This window comes from Niallia sp. RD1, assembly GCF_024219955.1.
Lineage (GTDB): Bacteria > Bacillota > Bacilli > Bacillales > Cytobacillaceae > Niallia > Niallia alba.
This window is the reverse complement of the sequence record NZ_CP100420.1, coordinates 4,465,095-4,486,016: the sequence shown is the minus strand read 5'-3', so window position 1 is coordinate 4,486,016 and position 20,922 is coordinate 4,465,095. Positions and strand designations below refer to the sequence as shown.

The 20,922-nt window shown below is 33.8% G+C and carries 22 protein-coding genes and 1 pseudogene; 15 read left to right on the top strand and 8 right to left on the bottom strand.

Annotated features, from left to right (window positions below):
- Positions 1–155: 155 nt before the first annotated feature.
- Positions 156–326 (top strand): YozD family protein, encoded by a 171-nt coding sequence (locus tag NKG37_RS21670; RefSeq protein ID WP_016203954.1) that lies wholly within the window; start codon positions 156–158, stop codon positions 324–326.
- Between the two features lie 286 nt (positions 327–612).
- Here NKG37_RS21670 and NKG37_RS26200 read toward each other — a convergent pair whose 3' ends face one another.
- Positions 613–738 (bottom strand): hypothetical protein, encoded by a 126-nt coding sequence (locus NKG37_RS26200; RefSeq protein ID WP_169188727.1) that lies wholly within the window; start codon positions 736–738, stop codon positions 613–615.
- Between the two features lie 217 nt (positions 739–955).
- Between NKG37_RS26200 and deoD the strand changes: the two genes are divergently transcribed.
- From deoD to NKG37_RS21645, 5 genes are all read left to right on the top strand, one after another.
- Complete coding sequence (gene deoD / locus NKG37_RS21665; RefSeq protein ID WP_016203952.1) at positions 956–1,657, top strand: purine-nucleoside phosphorylase; 702 nt, start codon at positions 956–958, stop codon at positions 1,655–1,657.
- Positions 1,658–1,743: 86 nt separating this feature from the next.
- The gene (locus NKG37_RS21660) at positions 1,744–2,604 is read left to right on the top strand and encodes a M15 family metallopeptidase (protein ID WP_101731013.1); all 861 of its coding nucleotides are present in this window, start codon (positions 1,744–1,746) and stop codon (positions 2,602–2,604) included.
- Positions 2,605–2,894: 290 nt separating this feature from the next.
- Positions 2,895–4,373 (top strand): lmo1851 family serine protease, encoded by a 1,479-nt coding sequence (locus NKG37_RS21655; RefSeq protein ID WP_302183198.1) that lies wholly within the window; start codon positions 2,895–2,897, stop codon positions 4,371–4,373.
- Between the two features lie 85 nt (positions 4,374–4,458).
- A complete protein-coding gene (locus tag NKG37_RS21650; RefSeq protein ID WP_016203950.1) occupies positions 4,459–5,364 on the top strand; it encodes a CobW family GTP-binding protein in 906 nt (301 codons plus the stop codon).
- A gap of 147 nt (positions 5,365–5,511) precedes the next feature.
- Complete coding sequence (locus NKG37_RS21645) at positions 5,512–6,336, top strand: hypothetical protein (RefSeq protein ID WP_254415332.1); 825 nt, start codon at positions 5,512–5,514, stop codon at positions 6,334–6,336.
- An 81-nt stretch (positions 6,337–6,417) separates the two neighbouring features.
- Here the strand turns inward: NKG37_RS21645 and NKG37_RS21640 are convergent, their stop codons facing one another.
- Positions 6,418–6,663, bottom strand: coding sequence for a DNA alkylation repair protein (locus NKG37_RS21640; RefSeq protein WP_254415331.1), 246 nt, complete (start codon positions 6,661–6,663; stop codon positions 6,418–6,420).
- Positions 6,664–7,104: 441 nt separating this feature from the next.
- Between NKG37_RS21640 and NKG37_RS21635 the strand changes: the two genes are divergently transcribed.
- Positions 7,105–7,869 carry a CAP domain-containing protein gene (locus NKG37_RS21635; protein WP_016203947.1) on the top strand — a complete coding sequence of 255 codons (765 nt, stop codon included), beginning with the start codon at positions 7,105–7,107 and terminating at the stop codon, positions 7,867–7,869.
- A 328-nt stretch (positions 7,870–8,197) separates the two neighbouring features.
- Positions 8,198–8,701: a GNAT family N-acetyltransferase gene (locus NKG37_RS21630; RefSeq protein WP_016203946.1), complete on the top strand. Its 504-nt coding sequence runs from the start codon at positions 8,198–8,200 to the stop codon at positions 8,699–8,701.
- A 44-nt stretch (positions 8,702–8,745) separates the two neighbouring features.
- On the opposite strand, the gene NKG37_RS21625 is transcribed toward NKG37_RS21630, so the two are convergent.
- The 3 genes from NKG37_RS21625 to NKG37_RS21615 all read right to left on the bottom strand — a co-directional run bounded on the left by NKG37_RS21625 (position 8,746) and on the right by NKG37_RS21615 (position 11,261).
- Positions 8,746–9,183 carry an Hsp20/alpha crystallin family protein gene (locus NKG37_RS21625; protein WP_101731018.1) on the bottom strand — a complete coding sequence of 146 codons (438 nt, stop codon included), beginning with the start codon at positions 9,181–9,183 and terminating at the stop codon, positions 8,746–8,748.
- Between the two features lie 18 nt (positions 9,184–9,201).
- The gene (locus tag NKG37_RS21620) at positions 9,202–9,684 is read right to left on the bottom strand and encodes an Hsp20/alpha crystallin family protein (protein ID WP_016203944.1); all 483 of its coding nucleotides are present in this window, start codon (positions 9,682–9,684) and stop codon (positions 9,202–9,204) included.
- Positions 9,685–9,896: 212 nt separating this feature from the next.
- Complete coding sequence (locus tag NKG37_RS21615; protein ID WP_169188723.1) at positions 9,897–11,261, bottom strand: MATE family efflux transporter; 1,365 nt, start codon at positions 11,259–11,261, stop codon at positions 9,897–9,899.
- A 200-nt stretch (positions 11,262–11,461) separates the two neighbouring features.
- On the opposite strand from NKG37_RS21615, the gene NKG37_RS21610 reads away from it, so the two are divergent.
- From NKG37_RS21610 to NKG37_RS21600, 3 genes and pseudogenes are all read left to right on the top strand, one after another.
- Entirely contained in the window at positions 11,462–11,806 is a 345-nt protein-coding gene (locus tag NKG37_RS21610; RefSeq protein WP_169188722.1) for an ArsR/SmtB family transcription factor, read from the top strand.
- A gap of 129 nt (positions 11,807–11,935) precedes the next feature.
- Positions 11,936–13,234 (top strand): annotated as a pseudogene (locus NKG37_RS21605) (arsenic transporter).
- A gap of 91 nt (positions 13,235–13,325) precedes the next feature.
- Positions 13,326–14,969 (top strand): FAD-dependent oxidoreductase, encoded by a 1,644-nt coding sequence (locus NKG37_RS21600; RefSeq protein ID WP_169188720.1) that lies wholly within the window; start codon positions 13,326–13,328, stop codon positions 14,967–14,969.
- Positions 14,970–15,040: 71 nt separating this feature from the next.
- Here the strand turns inward: NKG37_RS21600 and NKG37_RS21595 are convergent, their stop codons facing one another.
- Positions 15,041–15,598 (bottom strand): GNAT family N-acetyltransferase, encoded by a 558-nt coding sequence (locus NKG37_RS21595; RefSeq protein WP_101731022.1) that lies wholly within the window; start codon positions 15,596–15,598, stop codon positions 15,041–15,043.
- A gap of 429 nt (positions 15,599–16,027) precedes the next feature.
- Here NKG37_RS21595 and NKG37_RS21590 point away from each other — a divergent pair, with 429 nt between their 5' ends.
- A complete protein-coding gene (locus tag NKG37_RS21590) occupies positions 16,028–16,252 on the top strand; it encodes a DUF4870 domain-containing protein (RefSeq protein WP_367976163.1) in 225 nt (74 codons plus the stop codon).
- A gap of 141 nt (positions 16,253–16,393) precedes the next feature.
- Here the strand turns inward: NKG37_RS21590 and NKG37_RS21585 are convergent, their stop codons facing one another.
- Entirely contained in the window at positions 16,394–17,509 is a 1,116-nt protein-coding gene (locus tag NKG37_RS21585) for an IS4 family transposase (protein ID WP_118977695.1), read from the bottom strand.
- Positions 17,510–17,688: 179 nt separating this feature from the next.
- Here NKG37_RS21585 and NKG37_RS21580 point away from each other — a divergent pair, with 179 nt between their 5' ends.
- Positions 17,689–17,778 carry a magnetosome magnetite crystal formation protein family gene (locus NKG37_RS21580; protein ID WP_254415330.1) on the top strand — a complete coding sequence of 30 codons (90 nt, stop codon included), beginning with the start codon at positions 17,689–17,691 and terminating at the stop codon, positions 17,776–17,778.
- A 1-nt stretch (position 17,779) separates the two neighbouring features.
- On the opposite strand, the gene NKG37_RS21575 is transcribed toward NKG37_RS21580, so the two are convergent.
- Positions 17,780–18,271 carry a YdcF family protein gene (locus NKG37_RS21575; protein WP_254415329.1) on the bottom strand — a complete coding sequence of 164 codons (492 nt, stop codon included), beginning with the start codon at positions 18,269–18,271 and terminating at the stop codon, positions 17,780–17,782.
- 196 nt (positions 18,272–18,467) lie between these two features.
- On the opposite strand from NKG37_RS21575, the gene NKG37_RS21570 reads away from it, so the two are divergent.
- The gene (locus tag NKG37_RS21570; protein WP_254415328.1) at positions 18,468–19,253 is read left to right on the top strand and encodes a hypothetical protein; all 786 of its coding nucleotides are present in this window, start codon (positions 18,468–18,470) and stop codon (positions 19,251–19,253) included.
- A gap of 227 nt (positions 19,254–19,480) precedes the next feature.
- The gene (locus NKG37_RS21565; protein WP_016203935.1) at positions 19,481–20,779 is read left to right on the top strand and encodes an NCS2 family permease; all 1,299 of its coding nucleotides are present in this window, start codon (positions 19,481–19,483) and stop codon (positions 20,777–20,779) included.
- Positions 20,780–20,922: the final 143 nt, after the last annotated feature.

The window sequence follows — 20,922 nt, the reverse complement described above, 5'->3', positions numbered from 1 at the left end:
TTATGCAACACTAGTGGTCTAATTTATAAAAAGAATATTTTTGAATTAGTTCCTATTATTTCACTTGAAAAAAAGTCTGTTTTATCAGATAATTTTTTTAAGAAAGCATTATTTTTAAAATGTCACATATATTCTTTAAAAAGGGGGCGATAAGCTTGAAAGAAATCGACGTGATTATTGATACAGAAGAAATAGCAGAGTTTTTCTTTCGTGAGCTATTAAAAAGGGGATTCGTTCCCACTGAAGGTGAAATTGAAGAATTGGCTGACATTACATTTGAATATTTATTGGACAAATGCATTATTGATGAAGAAATTGATGAATAGAAAATAAGAATGGTAAGGAGAAATCCTTGCTATTTTTTTATTGTAAAAATGTCGCAACATAAAGGTGTGTAGAAAATCAAAATTTTTCTTAAACCATCGTGTTAATCAATAGGAATAAACTTCCCACCTGTTTTTATTTCAGATTATCCCACTCTTAAAGGGCGGTAAGCCTTACCTTTAGCTTCGGAGAATGGAGGAAGCGAGGGGGGAAACTCTCCCGTAAAGATCTGATAAGTGCAGCTAACCATCAGTGGGAGATGAAAAATCCCACTGATGGAAGCTTTTGTTACCTTTTTCTTCTAGTTGCAGAATACTCTTTACCATGTGCTTCGTGTTCTGCGATAATAGCCTCTTTTGGAATATGATTATTTTTCTTTGGAGAATTGATTCGATTTCGATGTTTTTTTCCCATAATAATCCCCCTCCAATCATTTGTTCCATATTAAGATTGTTTTGCCTCAAAGCTAGAGGAAAACTAAATATAGTATAACCCTCTAAAAAAATGTTATCCTAAAATTAAATATGTTTTACAGCATATTAGAATATGATATAGTACAAATAGTGAAGTTTTCATAAGTAGAAAAATTTGGATTTAAATAAGTAATGAAGTATTAATTGGAGGAAATAAAATGAGTGTACATATTGGTGCAAAAGAACACGAAATTGCAGAAACAGTCTTACTTCCAGGAGATCCGTTAAGAGCCAAATACATTGCGGAAAATTTCTTGGAAAATGCAACATGCTATAATGAAGTCCGCAATATGTTTGGTTATACTGGAACATATAAAGGGCAAAGAATTAGTGTACAAGGGACAGGCATGGGTGTACCATCTATTTCAATTTATATTAATGAACTAATTAGTAGCTATAATGTTCAAAATTTAATTCGTGTTGGTACTTGCGGTGCTATTCAAAAGGATGTAAAAGTAAGAGATGTAATCCTTGCTATGAGTGCATCAACTGATTCCCAAATGAATCGATTAACATTCGGCGGTGTTGATTATGCGCCAACAGCTGATTTTGAATTATTAAAAAGAGCGTATGATAGCGGACTTGAAAAAGGACTATCCTTAAAAGTAGGAAATGTCTTTACAGCGGATATGTTTTATAATGATAATTCGGAGTTAGAAAAGTGGGCTAAATACCAAATTCTAGCGATAGAAATGGAAACAGCAGCACTTTATACAATCGCTGCTAAATTCGATCGTAAAGCACTATCTGTTTTAACAGTAAGCGATCATATTTTAACAGGCGAAGAAACAACTGCACAGGAAAGACAAACAACATTTAACGAGATGATAGAAGTGGCTTTAGAAGCGGCAATTAAATAATTGTTAACAGATAAAGGTATGCTTTTTGCATACCTTTATCAAATCATGTGCAAGAAGAAAATTTAACGATATGTAAGGTGAATTAAATGAAAAAATCAGTAGCAATCTCTTCTCTAGCATTAGCATTAGCTATGTTAACGGGATGTGAAAGAGTAGATTTAACATCAATAAAAGAGAAAATTTCTTTTTGGGACAAGAAAGCAGATGAGCAAGATAGTGAAACATCAGTTAACACAGAAGACCAGGGGAAGGAAGAGGAGCAAAATACTTCCGAAGATGTGCCAGAGGAAGAAGAGTATCCTTGGACATTAGAATCTGTCTTTTTTAATGAAATTAAAGTAGTAGATGGAAGAAATATTATTCAAAACCCAACAAATATTGTATCTCTTGTCAATAAAGAATTCGGTTTGCCAGATGGATATACACCAGAAGATTTAGTACGGCCAAATGTAGAATTTTCTTTTGGTAATCAGGATATTGAAAAGAGCTATATGAGGCAAGAAGCAGCTAAGGCATTGGAAGAAATGTTTAATGGTGCAAAGAAAAGCGGCGTAACGCTTTATGCAGTTTCAGGATATCGCTCCTTTGATCGCCAGACAGAACTATTTGGAGCAGAAGTAGATCGTGTTGGAGAAGAGAAGGCTGTGCAGGCAGTTGCATATCCTGGTAATAGTGAACATCAAACAGGTCTTGCCATGGATATATCCAGTCAAAGTGCTGAGTTCCTTCTAACGGAAGAATTCGGAGAGACAAAAGAAGGTAAATGGTTAAAGGAAAATGCTCATCTATATGGCTTTATACTCCGTTATCCTAAGGGAAAAGAAAACATTACACAGTATAAATTTGAACCATGGCATTTTCGATATGTTGGGAAAAAATCTGCAAAAGATATTTTTGAAAATGACTGGACGCTAGAAGAATACTTTAAGGTTGTTCGAAAAATATAAAAAGTAAGCAGGAAAGAAATATATATTTCCTTTCTGCTTTATCCCACTCTTAACGGACAGTAAGACTCTCCCCCTCTTTTTTTATGAGAATACGAGGAAGATAGGTGGGAGATCAACTGTCCGTAAAGGTACGATTGGTATCAGTGGGGGATGAGGGGAAAACCCCCACTGATGGAAGTTTCACTTTATTAAAATGGAGCTTCCTTACATTTGATTAAATAAAATTAAACATGGTATTCTATCTTTATACATAATTTATAACTCTCTTGTTAACGAAAGTGGTGAAACATTTGGATAACGAACAAAATAATACGGAAAAGGAAATAGAACAAGAACAGGAAAATGAACAAGGGTATTTTAAAATAAAAAAGTTTTATTTTGTAATGCTTTTATTTGTAGTTGTAATTGCAGCTGCTGGAATTACGACGATTGCCTTTTCCTTTGGGGATGAGCCTGCTGTAACAGTAAACAATCAAAGAGATGAATTTAATAAATTATATACTGCCTATGACACATTAATGGACAGCTACTATAAAGATTTAAGTTCAGACGATCTCGTTAATGGAGCTATTGATGGTATGTTTACAGCTTTGGATGATCCTTATTCAGATTATATGAATGAAGAAGAAGCAGCAAGCTTTCAACAAAGTATTTCCTCCTCTTTTGAAGGGATAGGAGCTGAAATACAACAGTTAAATGATAGTATAGTTGTAGTATCTCCTATTAAAGGTTCTCCAGCTGAAAAAGCAGGGATTAAGCCGAATGATAAAATTCTTACGGTGGATGGAAAGTCTCTTCAAGGAATGAGCTCATCAGAAGCAGTTCTATTAATCCGCGGTGAAAAGGGAACAAAAGTAGAATTGGAAATTGAACGATCAGGTGCAAGTGAACCATTAAAAATCACGATTACAAGAGATACAATTCCAATTGAGACGGTTTATGGGGAAATGGATAAAGATAAAATTGCTAAAATCCAGATTACCAGCTTCTCGGAGCATACTGCATCGGAGCTAGTTGACATTTTAAATAAATATCAAGAAGATGGTATGAAAGGAATTGTCCTTGATTTAAGGCATAATCCTGGAGGTCTTTTAGAAGAAGTCAAAAAAATTGCAGGGCTTTTTGTTCCAGATGGGGAAGTTATCTATCAAATTGAACATAAAAACGGTACAGTCGAAAAAGTTACTTCACAAAATAGTAGTAATATGGATATTCCACTTGTCGTTCTAATTGATGGAGGTAGCGCAAGCGCTTCTGAAATTTTAGCAGGTGCTGTAAATCAATCTGCTGATGTACCATTAGTTGGAGTGAAATCATTTGGAAAAGGAACAGTACAGCAAGCGAAAAGCTTTACAGATGGTAGCAATATCAAGTTTACGGTTGATAAATGGTTAACACCGAATGGTAGCTGGATCCATGAAAAAGGAATTGAGCCAACACATAAAGTAGAGCTTCCAAGCTATGCAAGTCTTACAATGATTAACCCAGAAAGCAAATTAAAAATAGGCAGTAATTCAGAGGAAGTCAAAATCGCACAAGAAATGTTAAAAGCTTTAGGCTATGACATAGACAATACGAATGGCTACTTTGATGAAAGCACAGAAAATGTTACGAAAGAGTTTCAAAAGAAAGAAAAATTAAAGGAAGATGGAGTTATTACGGGTGAGACAACCACCGAATTAATGAATAAACTCCGTGAAAAAATTCAAAAATCAGATACACAAATGAAAAAGGCAGTAGAAGTATTAAAAGAGGAAATGAAAAAATAAGGGTTAAATTAAACCAGAAAAGGGTGACACATTATTGTCATCCTCTTTTTCTTTCTTATAAAAATAATAAAAGGAAGTTTATAAAATGAAACAGACAGATATATATGTACTTTCTGGATTTTTAGGAAGTGGAAAGACGACATTGTTAAAAGAAATACTTAAAAAAGAGAAAGCGCTTGGTCGCAAAGTAGCTGTCTTGATGAATGAATTAGGAAAAATCTCCATTGATTCCAATGAAATCGATGGAGATATTCCGTTAAAAGAATTACTGGGAGGATGTGTGTGCTGCACAATCCAAGATGAAGTCGAAGCGCAAATTCAGACATTATTGGTGCAAGAAAAACCTGATGTTATTTATTTTGAAACAACTGGAGCTGCACATCCAGTAGAAACAATAGATGGTATCCTATCTCCAATTTTTGCAGATCAGCTTCGATTCAAAGGGATAATAACAGTGATAAATGGAAGACAATGGCTTGAACGATCTACATTAAGTGCCCCAATTCAGCAACTTATTATGGAACAAGCTAGACATGCAAGTTTAATAATCGTTAATAAAGAAGACCAATTAACAGAAGCAGAAAAAGCAAAAATTACGTTTGAACTGCAATCGATTTGCTCACATGCATTTACCGTGTTAACAACTTATTCTAAATTCCCTTTTGAAAAATTACTGGAAATGGAAAGTCATATATATAGTGGCATTACCAAGACATCGGTTCATGCCTTACATTTAAGTACGTTTGTATATACCTTTAAAAAGAGTATTGCAGCAGATCAATTTGAATCCTTTTTAAGAGAGCTTCCTAATACAATTTACCGTATTAAGGGCTATGTTAAATTTCATCAAGCCAAATATCCAGATTTGTTTCAGTACTCATACGGAATGCCTTTATTTATGCAAGAGGAAATGAATATGCCATTAAATATGGTGTTTATTGGTGAAAATATCGATTGGAAAAAAGTAGAGAATGAATTGAACCTCTTATAAGATTTAGGATATATAGTAGCTAGTACAAGCAAATGACCGATAGTGTCATTAATTGGTAATTATTAGTGATGCGAAGTGCACGAGAGTACAGAGGAGAAAATGGGGCAAACTTTCATTATTGAAAAATTATAATGAAGGTGGTTCTCAGTGTATAAACAAATTCTACTTTTTCTATTTTGTAGTACTTTCATAACTTCCGCTCATATAGTGAAAGCAACAGGAGATAATACTTCCTCGCCAATTAGTTTTGACATTCAGTTATTGTCATGGGATATGATTAATGAATGGCTTCCTAGATACAGCAAGTTTACAATTATGGACATTGAAACAGGTAAGCAGTTCAACGTTCAGCGAAGAGCAGGAAGCCAGCATGCAGACGTACAGCCGCTTACTACAGAAGATACAAAGATAATGAAGGATATTTATGAGGGTAAGTGGAGCTGGCGTCGGAGAGCGGTCCTCATCATGGTAGAGGATCAATGGTATGCTGCATCCATGCATGGAATGCCACATGGTGCAGGTGCTTTGGCAAATAATTTTACTGGTCATTTTTGTGTTCACTTTTTAGGAAGCACAACTCATAAAACAGATAAGATGGATTTTTCCCATAAATTAATGGTTTATAAAGCAGCAGGGCAATTAACGGAGTATTTAGAGCAATTGAATCCCAATGATGTAGCTACAGCATTTATTGCTGGCATAAAAGAGCAGGATACAACGATACTACAATCTATTTCAACGAAGCAAGATTGGTCTTCTGAACTAACGATGATAGAGAATATAAAAATGATGGACATGAAAGAGTTAGAGCACGAAGATTATGAGCAAGAGTTGCAAGTGAACCTTTCAATCGATTGCAATGTGTATGTGAAAAACGAAAAATCTAGAAGAGTAAGAAAAGAGCTATTACTGATTAGGAGTTCACCGTTAGAAGGATGGAAGGTAATTGTTGAGAAACCTCTGTTAGAATAGTTGTCCAAATAAAAGACATCCCGTACTTTTTATTATAAGAAGACGGGATGCTTTTTTAATAGGTTTAGAAATGAAAAGAAATTATCCCTTCATTTCCCCAAATTTAATAAATGTTTTTTCCTCTTCAACCAATCCACATGCAGCGCATTGAATGCGATAATCAGGACCAGAATATCCCATATGAAATGAGGATAAATTCTCGGATGTGTATTCCTCTACAACAGTACCGGTTTGCGGATCTAACTTAACCGATTGAGGGACTTGCTGAATAATATTAAAGCGACTGCGATTCGTTTTGCAATTGGGGCAGCAATACGGTGTATTCATATCATTACTCCATTCTTTATAGATATTAATCCTTTTTATTTTTCCAACTATGCCGTTTTTTATGCAATTTTCCTGTTTAGTGACTTGTAATAAACACTACATTTTTGTAAACCTTTTGTCATTAATGTTATTTTGGAGCTGGTCAAAAAAATATGTCAACTATTTTTTTTGACCAAAATACGGAGGATGAAGAAAAAAAATCAATTATTGTTTTTTTTATCCATCTTTATTTATAACCAAATAAACAACAGATATTTGTTGATCTACCTATTAATCTATTCTATTTTCTTTTTATCTATTAATTTATTCCGCAACATTATTTTTCATCTGTATTTTTTATCCAAAATTATGACAAAAATCGTATGATATGATGTTGTTGTAAGTCGAAAACAACAAAATCTATTAATTTTTCGATTTGGATAACCAAGGAGGAAATAACCGATGAAAAAGAAAAATGTAATTTTTTCAGTAGCAGCAGCATCAACATTAATGCTGGCAACACCGCTTGCAAATAAAGCAGAAGCAGCATCTATTCAACCTCAAGAAGCAAAAATAATCTATCAATCTAATAATTTATCAGAAGAGCAACTAAATAAAATCCTTAACAATATTTCTACTAATTATCAAGTAGATATAGATAAAGTATGGAACGATCTAAAAGTTGCAAAACAACAGACGCACAATAAACAAAAGGAAGTAGAAAATCGTCCGCTAGAACAAAAAGACACTACAAATAAACAAAGTAAATCAAATCCTAAAAAGACTACTTCACAAAATAATGCAACAACCGATTCGGCTAAAGACAGTTCTGCAAAAACAGCAACATCAGTAAGTGCTTATGAAAAACAAGTAGTAGAATTAACAAACAAAGAAAGAGCTAAAAATGGCTTACCTGCGCTTACATTAGATACTGGATTAAGCAAAGTGGCAAAAGCGAAGTCACAAGATATGAGTGCAAATAATTATTTTGCTCATACAAGTCCAACATATGGAAGCCCATTCGATATGATGAAGCAATTTGGTATATCGTATAAAGCTGCAGGAGAAAATATTGCTAAAGGTCAAAAAACGCCAGAAGAAGTAGTGAAAGCATGGATGAATAGTGAAGGCCATCGTGCCAATATCTTAAGCAATAAATTTACACATATTGGTGTTGGATATGTAGAAAACGGAAACTACTGGACACAACAATTTATCGGAAAATAAACTTCGATTTTAGTTTTACAAAAAGATTAGATAAAATACAGCTTCTCAGAAATTTATTTTTGATGAAGCTGTATTTTTTTTAAACTAGAATAGGTCTAAAGTTTTATTTATCCCACTCTTAACGGACAGTAAGACTTCCCCCACTGATGGAAGTTTCACTTTATCAAAAAAATTAAAATTATAGAAATATAAGCTTCTGTTAATCAAAATAGTGGTTTTTTTGTCGATAAATTTATATAATGATTTTTCCTGAATATCTACTTTTAGAAAAAGCACACTAATTAATAGAGATATCAGAGAAGAATTTATTGTATAGGAGAAATTACAAGTGGAAATTAGACAAGGACATATAGATGATTTGCCAGTAATTATGGAAATCGTACAAAAAGCTTTAGTTATCATGCAAGGAGAAGGAAATGATCAATGGTCACATAAATATCCAAATGAAACTAGCTTCAAAGTAGATATTGAAAATAATAATCTTTTTGTTGCCATAATAGATGATAAAGTGGTTGGTTCCATTACGATCGATCAAATTGGCGGTAAAAACTATGAGGAAATAGAGTGGACCTATACCAATAAGGAATATATGGTTATTCATCGATTAGTTGTGGACCCTGATATCCGTGGAGGTGGAATTGCCAGTAACTTATTAGCTTTTGCTGAGGTTTATGCCATTGAACAAGATATATTCTATTTAAAGACGGATACATACTCATTAAATGATAAAGCACAAAGTTTATTTGTGAAAAATGGATATAATAAAGTTGGCGCAACTTATTTTGAAGGAAAAGACAAGCCATTTTATTGCTATGATAAACTATTTCTATGATATCAGTTTTAAGCTAAATAAGTGCAAGAAGGGAGAGGGAATCATTATATTCCCTCCTTTTTCATTTCTTTCTGTGGAAAAGAAAGCTGCAAAATCCCATTCTCATATTTCTTCTTAATATCCTTTTCCTTTATATCCGCAGGGATTTTAATATTTTTGGCAAAATGTTTGTTCTGTCGTTCTTTTAAAAGGTAGGCACAATTAGGAATAAATGTTTGATAATAGCCCTCTATGTGTAGAACTTGGTTATTTAAGTGAATGGATAACTGATTCACATTCATTCCTGGTAATTCTATTTCGATAAAATAATGGGATTTATTTAAATAATAATCACATGCGGGAAAGGCATCACTGTTTTTAATAGATGTAGATTCATGTGTGATCCAATCTTTGTTGGTTGACCCAAACATTTCTTTCCAATAGTCTTCCTTATGGCTATTCTCAGAAAATTGATAGATTTTTTTTAAGTTATCAAAACTCATGAAAATCTCCTCTTCTTGTTAATTCATTTCTGTCACATCAATCTCAGAATATTGAATATCAATATTCTTTTGAATCCTTATTTCTAAAATATCATCCTTATACAGTGCAACAGAGCCTTTTTTTCGTACAATCGCTGGCAGGGTAATGGTATGTTTATCTTCAAAGGAAGGAATATGTTGAATGATTAATTGATTGGATGTATAAAAAATTTTAAGATGCTCTAACCAGTTGCTATCTAAAATAGGGATTCTTACATAAACATGATGATGGGTTTCAAAAACAACATAGTTAAATTTTTCGGAATGATTAATGTTATCGTTACGAAAATTTTCTCCTTTAGAAAAACTCTGGAACATTTTATCTGGTTCCATTTTTTGGAGAGAATCAGGCATTAGTTTATCCATCATTTGCTGCACATACTTTTGAATATCCTGTGGATTCATTTGATCCATTCTATTTTTTGCATCTTTATTAAAAGGGAATAAATTCCAAGGGAACATTGGAAATTCATCCTTTCTCACTTTACAAATATATGCTTATTTTTCATTGTATTCATGGATGCAAAAAGTGTGTATTTGCCTAATTTGATTTGCAACAGAGGTCAATCGATTTAGAAATGTATACTTAAAGATAAGGTGAATCATATGTTATCAAAAATATAAGTGATTTCAAAGGAGCCAATGAAAAAACTGCGCTACAGAGGCGCAGTTTTTTAAGAGTGAATTTGTTTATAATTAAACTTTTTCTTTTGAATTTGAACTAAACGACTTGTTAAGAATATGGCGCCGGTTGCAAGACCAACGATAAGTCCGATCCAATAACCGAATGGCCCTAAGTTTGTATAGGTAGCAAAAAGATATCCGCTCGGTAGACCAATCACCCAATAGGAGATAAAGCTCATCAAGAGAGTCACATTTACATCTTTATATCCTCGTAACGCTCCTTGAATCGGTGCTTGGATGGCATCTGAAAGTTGAAAGAAAATCGCATAAATTAGAAAATGAGCTGTTAAGTGGAGTACTTCCCAGTCTTTTGTATAAATTTCTGCAATGTCTGTTCGGAACGTTAAAAGAATGATCCCACTTATAATAGCAATTATAACAGCGAGTACGACGCCTAACCAACTATAAATTTTTGCATCCTTCATGCGTCTGGCTCCCACTTCATAACCGACAATAATGGTTAACGCAGTTGAGATGCTTAAGGGAACCATATATAAGAGAGAAGCAAAGTTAATGGCTGACTGATGTGCTGCAATTGTATTCGTATCGTAACTACTCATTAGAATAGTTACAGCACTAAATATACTTGTTTCAAAGAATACAGAAAAGCCAATCGGAATCCCGATCGTTAATATCTCTTTCCATTTTAACCAAGACATTCTCGAGAAATGAGCAAATAACTGAAAGGAGCTAAAAGGCTGTTTTTTATGAACAATATAGACAGCCATAAAGAACATAAACCAATAGGTTAGACTAGTTGCGTATCCAGTACCTACACCACCTAGTTCAGGGAAAATCCAAATTCCATTGATAAGTGCATAATTTAAGACAATATTAATTGGTATTGCTATTAAAGTGATAAACATAGTTATTTGGGTTTGGCCAAGTGAATCGATAAAGGAACGAAGAACAAAGTATAAGAAAATGGGAATAATTCCAGTGCTTAGTGCAACTAAGTAATGGTAAGTAACTTCATATACATCCTTTTCTAATCCAATGCTAGTTAAAACAGGATCTAAGAAGAAATAACCAATAATTAATAGGCAGACAGCCATACTAAAGGAAAGATATGCTGCCTGGATAACAGAAAAACGTACACCTTTGTGTTCGTTTTTTCCCATTAATTGCGAAACAATGGGAGGCAAAGCGAGTAGTATGCCACTAAGTCCTGTATAGATAGGTGTCCATAAGGAGCTTCCTACTGCTACTCCAGCTAAGTCAACGGGACTATAATGCCCTGACATTGTCGTATCAAAAAAGCTTAATGCAAAAATACCAACCTGTGTAACAAGAATAGGCAATAAAATAATAATCATTTGAGATAACTTTTGTTTTATTGAATAAGTTTGTTTCATCTGCTTGTCCTCTTTCTTTACAATAACGTTTCGTATTATATCATAGAAAAGGGGTATGAAGGAGAAGGAAAAATGGAAACTTCAAAATTGTTTGTGAAAAAAAGAGTGGTTTTGTAAGAATAGTTATTCATAATTGCTTGCAAAATTAAATTGCCCCCCTTATGATGTTTATAAATATTATTGGAAATGGATGAGGAATAATGTCTTCAGAACAATTAGAATTAGATAGAGCAGCCATAGTTTTAAAGCTTTTAGGTGATAAGACGCGTTTATCAATGGTAGGTATGCTAATGATTCATGACTGCTGTGTGTGTGAATTTGTCGATGTGATTAACATGTCTCAACCTGCTATTAGTCAACATTTAAGAAAATTAAAAGATGCTGGAGTGGTTAAAGAACAACGTAAAGGTCAATGGGTAATCTATTCCTTAGACCAACAAAACAAATATTTTTCAATGGTGAGTGACATACTAAAATACATTCCTAATCAAGAAGAAAAATTCATTTGGTTAGAAAAACAGGGGTTAAGAATATCCTGTGAGTAACAGTTGATAAATATAAATGAATTGATATGTTGTCTTTTTATAGATAACATATAAGTATATAATTATATGTTAAAATACGTTATGCATATTCTAATGAAATTTGATGTAACTTATGGAGGTTGACAGATTTTGCTACAAACCATTTTGGCAATCATTATCTTTTTATTAACATTAACTTTGGTTATTTGACAGCCGAAAAATCTTTCAATAGGCTGGTCTGCTTGTGGGGGGGCGATATTAGCGTTACTTATTGGTGTAGTGGATTTTAATGATGTAGTGGATGTAATAGGAATTGTTTGGAATGCTACACTTGCATTTATTGCTATTATTATTATTTCGCTGGTTCTAGACGAAATTGGATTTTTTGAATGGGCAGCATTACATATGGCTCGCGTTGCTAAGGGAAACGGAGTCAAAATGTTTATTTATGTTTCTATATTAGGTGCAATAGTTGCGGCGCTATTTGCTAATGATGGGGCGGCACTTATTTTAACACCAATTGTATTAGCGATGGTACGAGCATTAAAGCTAGATGAAAAAATGGTTTTTCCATTTATTATCGCAAGTGGATTTATTGCTGATACAACTTCTTTACCTTTAGTAGTTAGTAATCTTGTTAATATTGTTTCTGCTGATTTCTTTGGAATTAGATTTGTTGAATATGCGACTAGAATGATTATTCCAAATCTCTTTTCCTTGGCAGCAAGCATTCTTGTCCTATACCTTTATTTTCGTAAGAGCCTTCCAAAGGTATATGAATTAAACCACTTAAAGGCTCCAATTGAAGCAATTAAAGACCCAAAAATGTTTCGTATTTCGTGGTTAATTTTAGCATTTCTTCTTACTGGGTATGTAGGTAGTGAATTTCTTGCTATTCCGGTATCGTTTATTGTAGGTATCATTGCTATTGTTTTTCTTGTTTTTGCCAGAAGAAGTGCTGCAGTATCGATTAAAGATGTAATGAAAGGAGCACCGTGGTCAATCGTATTCTTTTCAATAGGAATGTATGTGGTTATTTATGGACTTCGCAATGTTGGATTAACAAACCTGCTTTCTACAGTAATTCAGGCAGCGGCAGATCAGGGCCTTTTTATTGCGACCCTAGGAATGGGATTTATGGCTGCTATTATATCTTCGATTATGAACAATATGCCCACTGTTCTGATTGATGCATTAGCAATAGCTGATACAAATGCAACAGGAGTTATTAAGGAAGGTTTAATTTATGCCAATGTAATTGGCTCTGATTTAGGACCAAAGATTACACCAATTGGCTCATTAGCTACTTTACTATGGCTTCATGTTTTGTCACAAAAAGGGGTTAAAATTTCATGGGGAACTTATTTTAAAACAGGTATCATCCTAACAATTCCTACCCTTTTTATTACGTTAATCGGTTTACATTTATGGCTTTCTTTTCTTTCGTAGTTGGCCTGTTATGAATATTAAATAGGTTGTTTGCCAAAGATAGGTGCTTCTTTAGTAAGAAAAAATAAATTTTTGTAATAGGAGGATTGACATGAAAATAATTATTATAGGATCAGTAGCAGCTGGAACATCAGTAGCAGCAAAAGCGCGTAGGAATGATGAAAATGCGAAGATCACCCTTTATAATGCTGATTATGATATTTCTTATTCTGCTTGTGGAATCCCATATTTCTTAGGAGGAGAAGTAGAGGACATAGAAACATTGATACCGAGAAGTCCAGCTTGGTTTAAAAAGCGGTACAATGTCGATGTTTTTGTCCGATACGAAGTCACGAAAATAGATACAACTCAGAAAAAAGTTCAAGTGAAGAATTTGGAAACAAATGAAACTATAGAGGATGTATATGATGTTTTAGTTTTCGCTACGGGAGCTTCACCAATAACTCCAGCTATCCCTGGAATTGAAAGTAAGCAAGTTTTTCAGGTTCGTACCATTCAAAATACAGTAGCGATTAATCAATTTATTACAGAACAGCAACCCAAGAAGGCTACAATTATCGGGGCGGGGTATATTGGTTTAGAAATGGCAGAACAGCTAACCCGTAGAGGATTAGAAGTAACATTAGTACAACGGAGTAATCAAGTTTTGACACATATGGATAAAGATATTGCTTCACGTGTACAGGAACACTTAATTAAAAACGGGGTTAATCTGCTATTAAACGAGGAAGTTACAACGATAAGCAAAAAGGAAATACAAACAAAATCAGGGAAAACAATGGAAACAGATCTTGTTATCCTTGCTACAGGTGTTCGTCCTAATGTGAAATTAGCAAAAGCTATTGGTGTAATGGTCGGTGATTCAGGGGCGATAGTCGTTAATAACAAGATGCAAACAAACTTACCAGACATATATGCTGTAGGAGACGTTGCTGAGAGTTATTCGTTAATAACAGGGAAACCACTGTATCGCCCATTAGGTAGTACCGCAAATAAAATGGGGAGAATAGCTGGTGATGTGATAACAGGTGGTTCATTAGAGCATAGAGGGATTTTAGGAACTGGAATCCTTCGAGTTTTTGACTTAGCAGTTGGACAAACTGGAATGAACGAAACAGAAGCATTGAAAGAAGGATATGATATTGAAATACTCCATAATATAAAGCCAGCTAGAGCAGAGTATCTTGGGGGCAAGGAGTTAGTCATAAAGGCAATTGCTGATAGGGAAACAGGTAGAATATTAGGAGTGCAAATAGTTGGGGAAGATGGGGTAGATAAAAGAATCGATGTGTTTGTAACAGCAATTACTTTTAAAGCAAAAGCAGAAGATTTATTTCATCTCGATCTTGCGTATGCTCCCCCATTTAGCACAACGAAAGATCCAGTTATGTACACTGGAATGGCCTTGCAGAATGCGATTGAAAAGAAAAATAAATTAATCACACCTAAAGCTTTAACGGAAAGAATCCATAACAAAGAATCCATTCAAGTTATTGATACACGTGGTGCCAAACAATTTAATGTTTCATGTGTCGACAATGCGATTAACATACCACTAGTGGATTTGCGTAAGAATTTAACCAAACTCGCCCCCAACTTGCCGACAGTAATCTATTGTAATAGTGGAGTAACGGGAAATGCTGCACAGAATGTATTGCGGAATCTAGGATTCACCGAACTTTATAATCTATCCGGTGGAAATAAAAATTATCAATACTACAAGAAGAATCAATAATTTAAATAAAATAAGATCAGTTGATAGGCGAATGGACTATCACTGATCTTTAGTAGATTATGGGAATAAGCTTACGCCTCTCTGCAATCATTTGTCGTCTCTTCTGCATTTTGACGTAGAGTATATAGAGTAAATAAATCTTTAGGAATTTCAAATAATTGATATGGAATGCCAGAACCATTTAATGTTTGCAAAAGATTGCTTCTCGTTTCATTAGCGGAAATCACATAAGGAAGCTTTTCAGCTGCTTTTAGTGAACGGATATTATTGCTTCGAATCCGCATTAGTATACTTTCAATAGTAAGATCGAAGAATGCTTCTGAGAAAAATAGATCTTTTGCTATTTGATTGTATCCTTTTCCGTGATATGGTTTCCCCAACCAAGTTCCGAGAAAGCCGATATTTTCGTTAATATCATAGAGATTAATCGTACCAATCGGATTGTGCCATTCATCTAAAATGGTTCTTGAAATGAGTTCTCCTCTTTCTTCCGCTTCTATTGTTTGTTTCGTTAGAAAAAGATATTCTTCATAAGAATTAGCTTTTTGACGCACGAAAGGGAAGACATCTGGATGCGTCATTAAAGGATACAATGCTTGACATTCCTCAAGGTCTCTTTTCTTTAACACAATAATCCCTCCATTATGAGGGCAGAACTTACTCATGAAAAAAGAAAAGCCCACCCTCGAAATTTTTAATCCATTTGAAAAAAAATTTCGGGGTGGGAATCGAACCCACTAGAACCAAAGCGGTGGCGCACCATTTGCCTTCCCATCTTTAATTATTATCGCATGATAACAAATTACTTTTCTATATCATACAAAATTTCAGCGAAATTGAAAATAGGAAAATACAAACAAAATGTAAATAATTAATGAACAATTATTAAGATAGAATTTACGATTCTTAATATGATAATAGGGAACATATTTTATCCCACTTTTAACGGGGAGTAAGTTTTCATTATCGGACAAATATTATCTAAAAATGAAACCTTTAATGAGAACAATCGTATATAATAACATAGCAATCATTAATTTTAGTTGGAGGTAACTTTCATGGATTTCAATAAAGATAAATCATCAAATGATGATAGAATTTTTGCAATGTTGATTTATGTATCTAGTTTTTTTACAACTTTTATCGGACCATTAATCATATGGCTCGTTAAAAAAGACTCTCCATTTGTTGATTATCATGGGAAGGCATATTTTAATTTTTTAATTTCCTATGCAATCTATTCCTTTGTTGCATGGATTCTTATATTTGTTTTAATACACTAGTGTTGCATAAATATTGTCGCAATTTTCAGTCTTATTATCCTCCTTGTTTAGAGCCAAAAAGGTAAATACCTATTCAAAGGTGGCTCCATCCATTTGGGTTTTTTTTACAATTAGACTTGTGCGACAACAACAATTTGCTTATTAAGGGATGGCTTTCCCTTCAATCTTTCGAAGCCAGATATGGGCTGGTTTCCACAATGCAGCCCTTAAATAACGGCTAATTTGTAAGGTTTTTCGCTTACTTCTTGTTTCAAGTTGTACGAGAACATGTAGGCAAAAAACAATCAGTGCGATAAACACTTGGTTTTGAATCGCCCATTCACTTTGACCGTAGAACTTTTTGATGCTGAGATGCTGTTTGATCCATTTAAAGAACAACTCAATTGCCCACCGTGATTTGTACATCTCTGAAATTTCTTCGGCACTCAAATCAAAACGATTGGTAATTAAATGCAGTTCATTTCCTTTTGAATCCATCACTTTTAGAAGACGAAAGTAATTTTCAGCACGGTTTTGAGTCGTACCAATCAACACCATTTGATCTGACAAAACAGCTGAATTCTCGGGTAGTTTAAAATTATAAACTTCCCGTATGACTGCGTTTTTCCGTAGCCTTGAAAGAAAAAAGTAACCATCATCTGTCATTCGGTCAAAGCGCTCGTAATCTAGGTAGCCACGGTCAAACACATACATGCATTCTTTATCATCCACCATGATTTCAAGCTGACCACGGTCATGTTCTTTTGCCGTTGTCATAACGGCCTTTTCAGGATAGGATATACCCTTTTCCATAAACACAAGGCGCAAATGTAACTTTACACCTGCTTTTGTTTTGCGGAATTTAGCCCATTTATGATTGGTCAAATTAAGTGGCAATGTGCTTGAATCAATGATTTTTAACGGCATCACGAGTTTCGTGTAATGCGTTTTGGCATGAATTTGTGACACTAAATCAAGGAAAAGCCTTTGAAATAGATCAGGGTTTATGCCGTTTAACCGCCGTGACAACTGAGAAATACTAATAGAATCAAGGTCTATCCCTTTTTGAAGCTGGTCATCGAAAAGACAATCACCCAGCGCATGCAGACTTTCAATTTCTTGTAGCTGCGCAAAAAGTAGTAATTTTAGAAATGACTCTGTCGTTAATTTTTTCGTATAGTAATCTAATTTCATCGTTTTCACGTTTTCTTCAAATAATTGAAGATTTATAGGTGAAAACCATTGTCCAAATGAAGTTTTTCGTGTAATCTTGTCCATGTGCTGGTCCTTTTTTAGTGGATTTGGACGGGTTACCACCTGACTAATCCATTATAAAGGACTTTTTCTTTGCATAAAATAATAATATTGAACATTTTGAGTATTTTTAATAGTGAATTTAAATTAATGCAACACTAGTGGTTTTAATAGGGTTTATTATTTTACCTATTATCGGAATAATGGCGTTTGTATTTACGATTATCGCCGCAGTAAAGTCTTATGAAGGACAGGACTATCATATTCCGTTAACTATTCGTTTTATTAAATAATTCATTTTGTAAAGCGCATTTTCATGATGGTAGCATATTCCCTAAAGTACAGCACTAACTTTACCGATTTTGGTGTTTTTGCGGCTAGGGGGTATGCTGTTATTTTTAGTTCTTTCGCTATTTCTAGCGCTCTGAACAAATGGAAATCATTACTCACAATAACTGCTTCGTTAATGGAAAAAAGCGTTTTTGTGTATTGTAAGTTCTCGTAAGTACTAGTTGATTTATCTTCTACAAGAATTCTTTCTTTAGGTACCCCCTGTTCGATAAAAAAATTCAGTAAAGCAGCTGCTTCTGTCATTTCTTTCCCGTTCTCTTTTCCACCAGTAACAATAATGGTTGAAGATTGGTTTTTCTCCCAATAATCAAATGCGGTTTCTGCACGATATGGAAGCGCTTTAGAAAGCTGGTCGCCATTTACCTTTTCTCCTAAAACAATTATATAAGAAACGTTTTTTGGCGGTTTAATGGAAGCTGTCTGTTTTATTTTCATATAAGTATATGAGACGTAGATGATAGAAAAAATAATAGAATCGAAAATAAAATGAATATGTTTTTTCTCAAAAAAATCATCTCCAATTAATCATAGATTGGAATAAAATTAATAGAATAGATAGTAAAGATTAAGAAATGAGCCCAAATTCACAATTCTTTCATGTGATAAGAACGGAAACAAAGGAGCTTTCATTATGAATATTGAAAAATATTACAAATATACAGCAATATCAGCCTTAAACGCTAGTTTAATTAGTTGTATTCCTATCTTTCTATTTGTTGGTGTCTTTATAATTAGTCATTCAAGTATCGCTTTTCTCCTTCTTTTGGCACCATTTGGAATATACAGTGTAACATGCTTTAGCCAGTATTATTTACATAAAAGGCGATTTGAAAAGCTGAACAAATTCCTTAACGTTGGCAAAGCAAGATCGATTTTGAAAACAAATACAGTTGTTTTATCCTTTTTACCTGCCCCCTCCTTACGTATGATTGTTTTTGATAGAGATGGACAGGAGATAGGAGAGATTAAAGATGAAAAATTTTCATTAATCCGCTGGTATCTTCCATTTTTATTTGATCATTTTTATACAAAATCATATGGATTTTATAATACGGAGGACGAGCTCCAATATGTTTTTACCATAAAAAAAGATCGGATAGAGATTAAAAATAAGAATAAGAAAACAATCAGTAAAATCATAGAGCTTAAAACTGATAAACGATTAGTGAGCAACTTTTTGTATGGAGATAATATGATTAGGATGAAAAAAAGCTTTGGACATATGGAATATCACTTTGAGAAAGAAGATGGACAAACATTAGCGCACTTGAGAAAAGGGTGGATGCCAAAAGAATGGACGAAGCGTTTTATGGATCCTAACCAACCGCTTTTGACAATTGATCATCATGCATCTGATAAAGAAATTATTCATGTTTATGCTTTATTAACGAAAATATTTGCGTATAGCAATCATTAACTTTCGACGAAATCATTATGGTAATAGTTACAAAAAAGTGCTGAAAAAATAGGAAAAAGTGAGTGTTTTCTCCTAAAAAATATTGGCAAAGTAATGGTAATCTGCTATTATAAGTTCTTGTGGCTACCTTATTAAATACAAAAAAAGTCATGTCAATTTTAGGCATCTTTTCTTGTATGGAAAAGGAAGCGGGTAGGGAGAGGGCTATAACTAAATAGGTATATCAGATGAAAACGTTTATTTTTTCGTTTTTTAAGCTAAAGGAAAGTCAAACATCCATAAAAACGGAAGTCCTTGCAGGGGTTATTGGATTTTTTACTGTTGTCTATATCGTGGTAGTAAATTCCTTAATTCTGGCGGAAGCAGGTATCCCTTTAGAAGCAGCGATAGTAGCAACCATTCTTACTTCTGTTGTCGGCTGTTTTTTAATGGGTTTTTATGGGAATGTGCCTGTTTTGCTAGTACCAGGTATGGGAATTAATGCCTTATTTTCTTACACAATTGTAAAATCAATGTCTCTAACTTGGCAGGAAGCTTTGGCAGTTGTATTTGTCTCGGGTATTTTGTTTATGATTGTTGCCTTTACAAAATTGGCAAAAGTTGTGAGCGATTCTATCCCTGTTTCGTTAAAAGAATCAATTACGGTTGGTTTAGGCCTATTTTTAATGTTAATTGGTTTGGAAAAAGGCGGCATTGTAGAAAGAGGATCAAATTCGATTATCGCTTTAGGATCTTTTAGTGATCTACATGTACTAGCAACTGTGCTTACTTTTTTAATAAGTATCATTCTTTTCTTACGAAATGTGAAGGGCAACTTTCTAATTACGATTGTTGTTGGGACGCTAATTGCTTGGATGTTTGGGCTAATTGAAGTAAACAGCGGGAATAGTCAATCGATTCACTTGCAAGAATACAAAACTGTGTTTGGTCATTTGTCTTTTGATAAACTGCTAACGATTCCGTTTTGGATTGCTGTATTTTCTCTAACAATGGTACTTGTTTTTGAAAATATTGGTCTTGTAAATAATCATGTGCAATTTATTAATAGACCTGAACGTTTTTCGAAAGCTTTTCGTGCTAATTCCATTTCTGTATTTCTTTCTAGCTTTTTTGGCACAAGTCCAACTGTAGCGACTGTGGAAAGTTCTGCAAGTATGACCGCAGGTGGAAAAACAGGTTTGACAGCAGTAACGACAGGTGTTTTATTTATTTGTTCTGCATTTTTTATTCCTGTTATTAAATTAATTCCAGACAGTGCTATTGCACCAATCTTAATTATTATTGGGGGATTAATGCTACAAAATATCCGTAATCTGGATCTAAAGGATCTAAGTGAAAGTTTTCCTAGCTTCTTTATTATTGCCATGATTCCGTTTACTTATAGCATAGCTGATGGCATGGCTATTGGGTTTATTCTTTACCCAATTTTAAAAATAGCATTAGGCAAAGCAAAAGAAGTTTCACTTCCTTTGTATTTAATATCCTCATTGTTTTTGATTAATTTTGTGCTCCAATATACACATTAATCAAATAAAAAGACCATCCTTTATTTAAGAACAATCTTTGTTCTTTTTATGTATCGTTCGAGCTTTTTTCGTATAGCTTGTTGTTTTTTCAATCGGAAAAAAGAATTAGTTGGAAAAATGGAGCAGCCGGAATACAAGAAGAC

Excerpts from the sequence above, each read along its gene's own strand:
- NKG37_RS21585 (WP_118977695.1), bottom strand. The coding sequence starts at position 17,509 with ATGGACAAGATTACACGAAAAACTTCATTTGGACAATGGTTTTCACCT.
- NKG37_RS21610 (WP_169188722.1), top strand. The coding sequence starts at position 11,462 with ATGTCTTCAGAACAATTAGAATTAGATAGAGCAGCCATAGTTTTAAAG.
- NKG37_RS21625 (WP_101731018.1), bottom strand. The coding sequence starts at position 9,183 with ATGAGTTTTGATAACTTAAAAAAAATCTATCAATTTTCTGAGAATAGC.
- NKG37_RS21635 (WP_016203947.1), top strand. The coding sequence starts at position 7,105 with ATGAAAAAGAAAAATGTAATTTTTTCAGTAGCAGCAGCATCAACATTA.
- NKG37_RS21570 (WP_254415328.1), top strand. The coding sequence starts at position 18,468 with ATGAATATTGAAAAATATTACAAATATACAGCAATATCAGCCTTAAAC.
- NKG37_RS21575 (WP_254415329.1), bottom strand. The coding sequence starts at position 18,271 with ATGAAAATAAAACAGACAGCTTCCATTAAACCGCCAAAAAACGTTTCT.
- NKG37_RS21615 (WP_169188723.1), bottom strand. The coding sequence starts at position 11,261 with ATGAAACAAACTTATTCAATAAAACAAAAGTTATCTCAAATGATTATT.
- deoD (WP_016203952.1), top strand. The coding sequence starts at position 956 with ATGAGTGTACATATTGGTGCAAAAGAACACGAAATTGCAGAAACAGTC.
- NKG37_RS21590 (WP_367976163.1), top strand. The coding sequence starts at position 16,028 with ATGGATTTCAATAAAGATAAATCATCAAATGATGATAGAATTTTTGCA.
- NKG37_RS21650 (WP_016203950.1), top strand. The coding sequence starts at position 4,459 with ATGAAACAGACAGATATATATGTACTTTCTGGATTTTTAGGAAGTGGA.
- NKG37_RS21660 (WP_101731013.1), top strand. The coding sequence starts at position 1,744 with ATGAAAAAATCAGTAGCAATCTCTTCTCTAGCATTAGCATTAGCTATG.
- NKG37_RS21580 (WP_254415330.1), top strand. The coding sequence starts at position 17,689 with ATGGCGTTTGTATTTACGATTATCGCCGCAGTAAAGTCTTATGAAGGA.
- NKG37_RS21640 (WP_254415331.1), bottom strand. The coding sequence starts at position 6,663 with ATGAATACACCGTATTGCTGCCCCAATTGCAAAACGAATCGCAGTCGC.
- NKG37_RS21620 (WP_016203944.1), bottom strand. The coding sequence starts at position 9,684 with ATGTTCCCTTGGAATTTATTCCCTTTTAATAAAGATGCAAAAAATAGA.
- NKG37_RS21565 (WP_016203935.1), top strand. The coding sequence starts at position 19,481 with ATGAAAACGTTTATTTTTTCGTTTTTTAAGCTAAAGGAAAGTCAAACA.
- NKG37_RS21600 (WP_169188720.1), top strand. The coding sequence starts at position 13,326 with ATGAAAATAATTATTATAGGATCAGTAGCAGCTGGAACATCAGTAGCA.
- NKG37_RS26200 (WP_169188727.1), bottom strand. The coding sequence starts at position 738 with ATGGGAAAAAAACATCGAAATCGAATCAATTCTCCAAAGAAAAATAAT.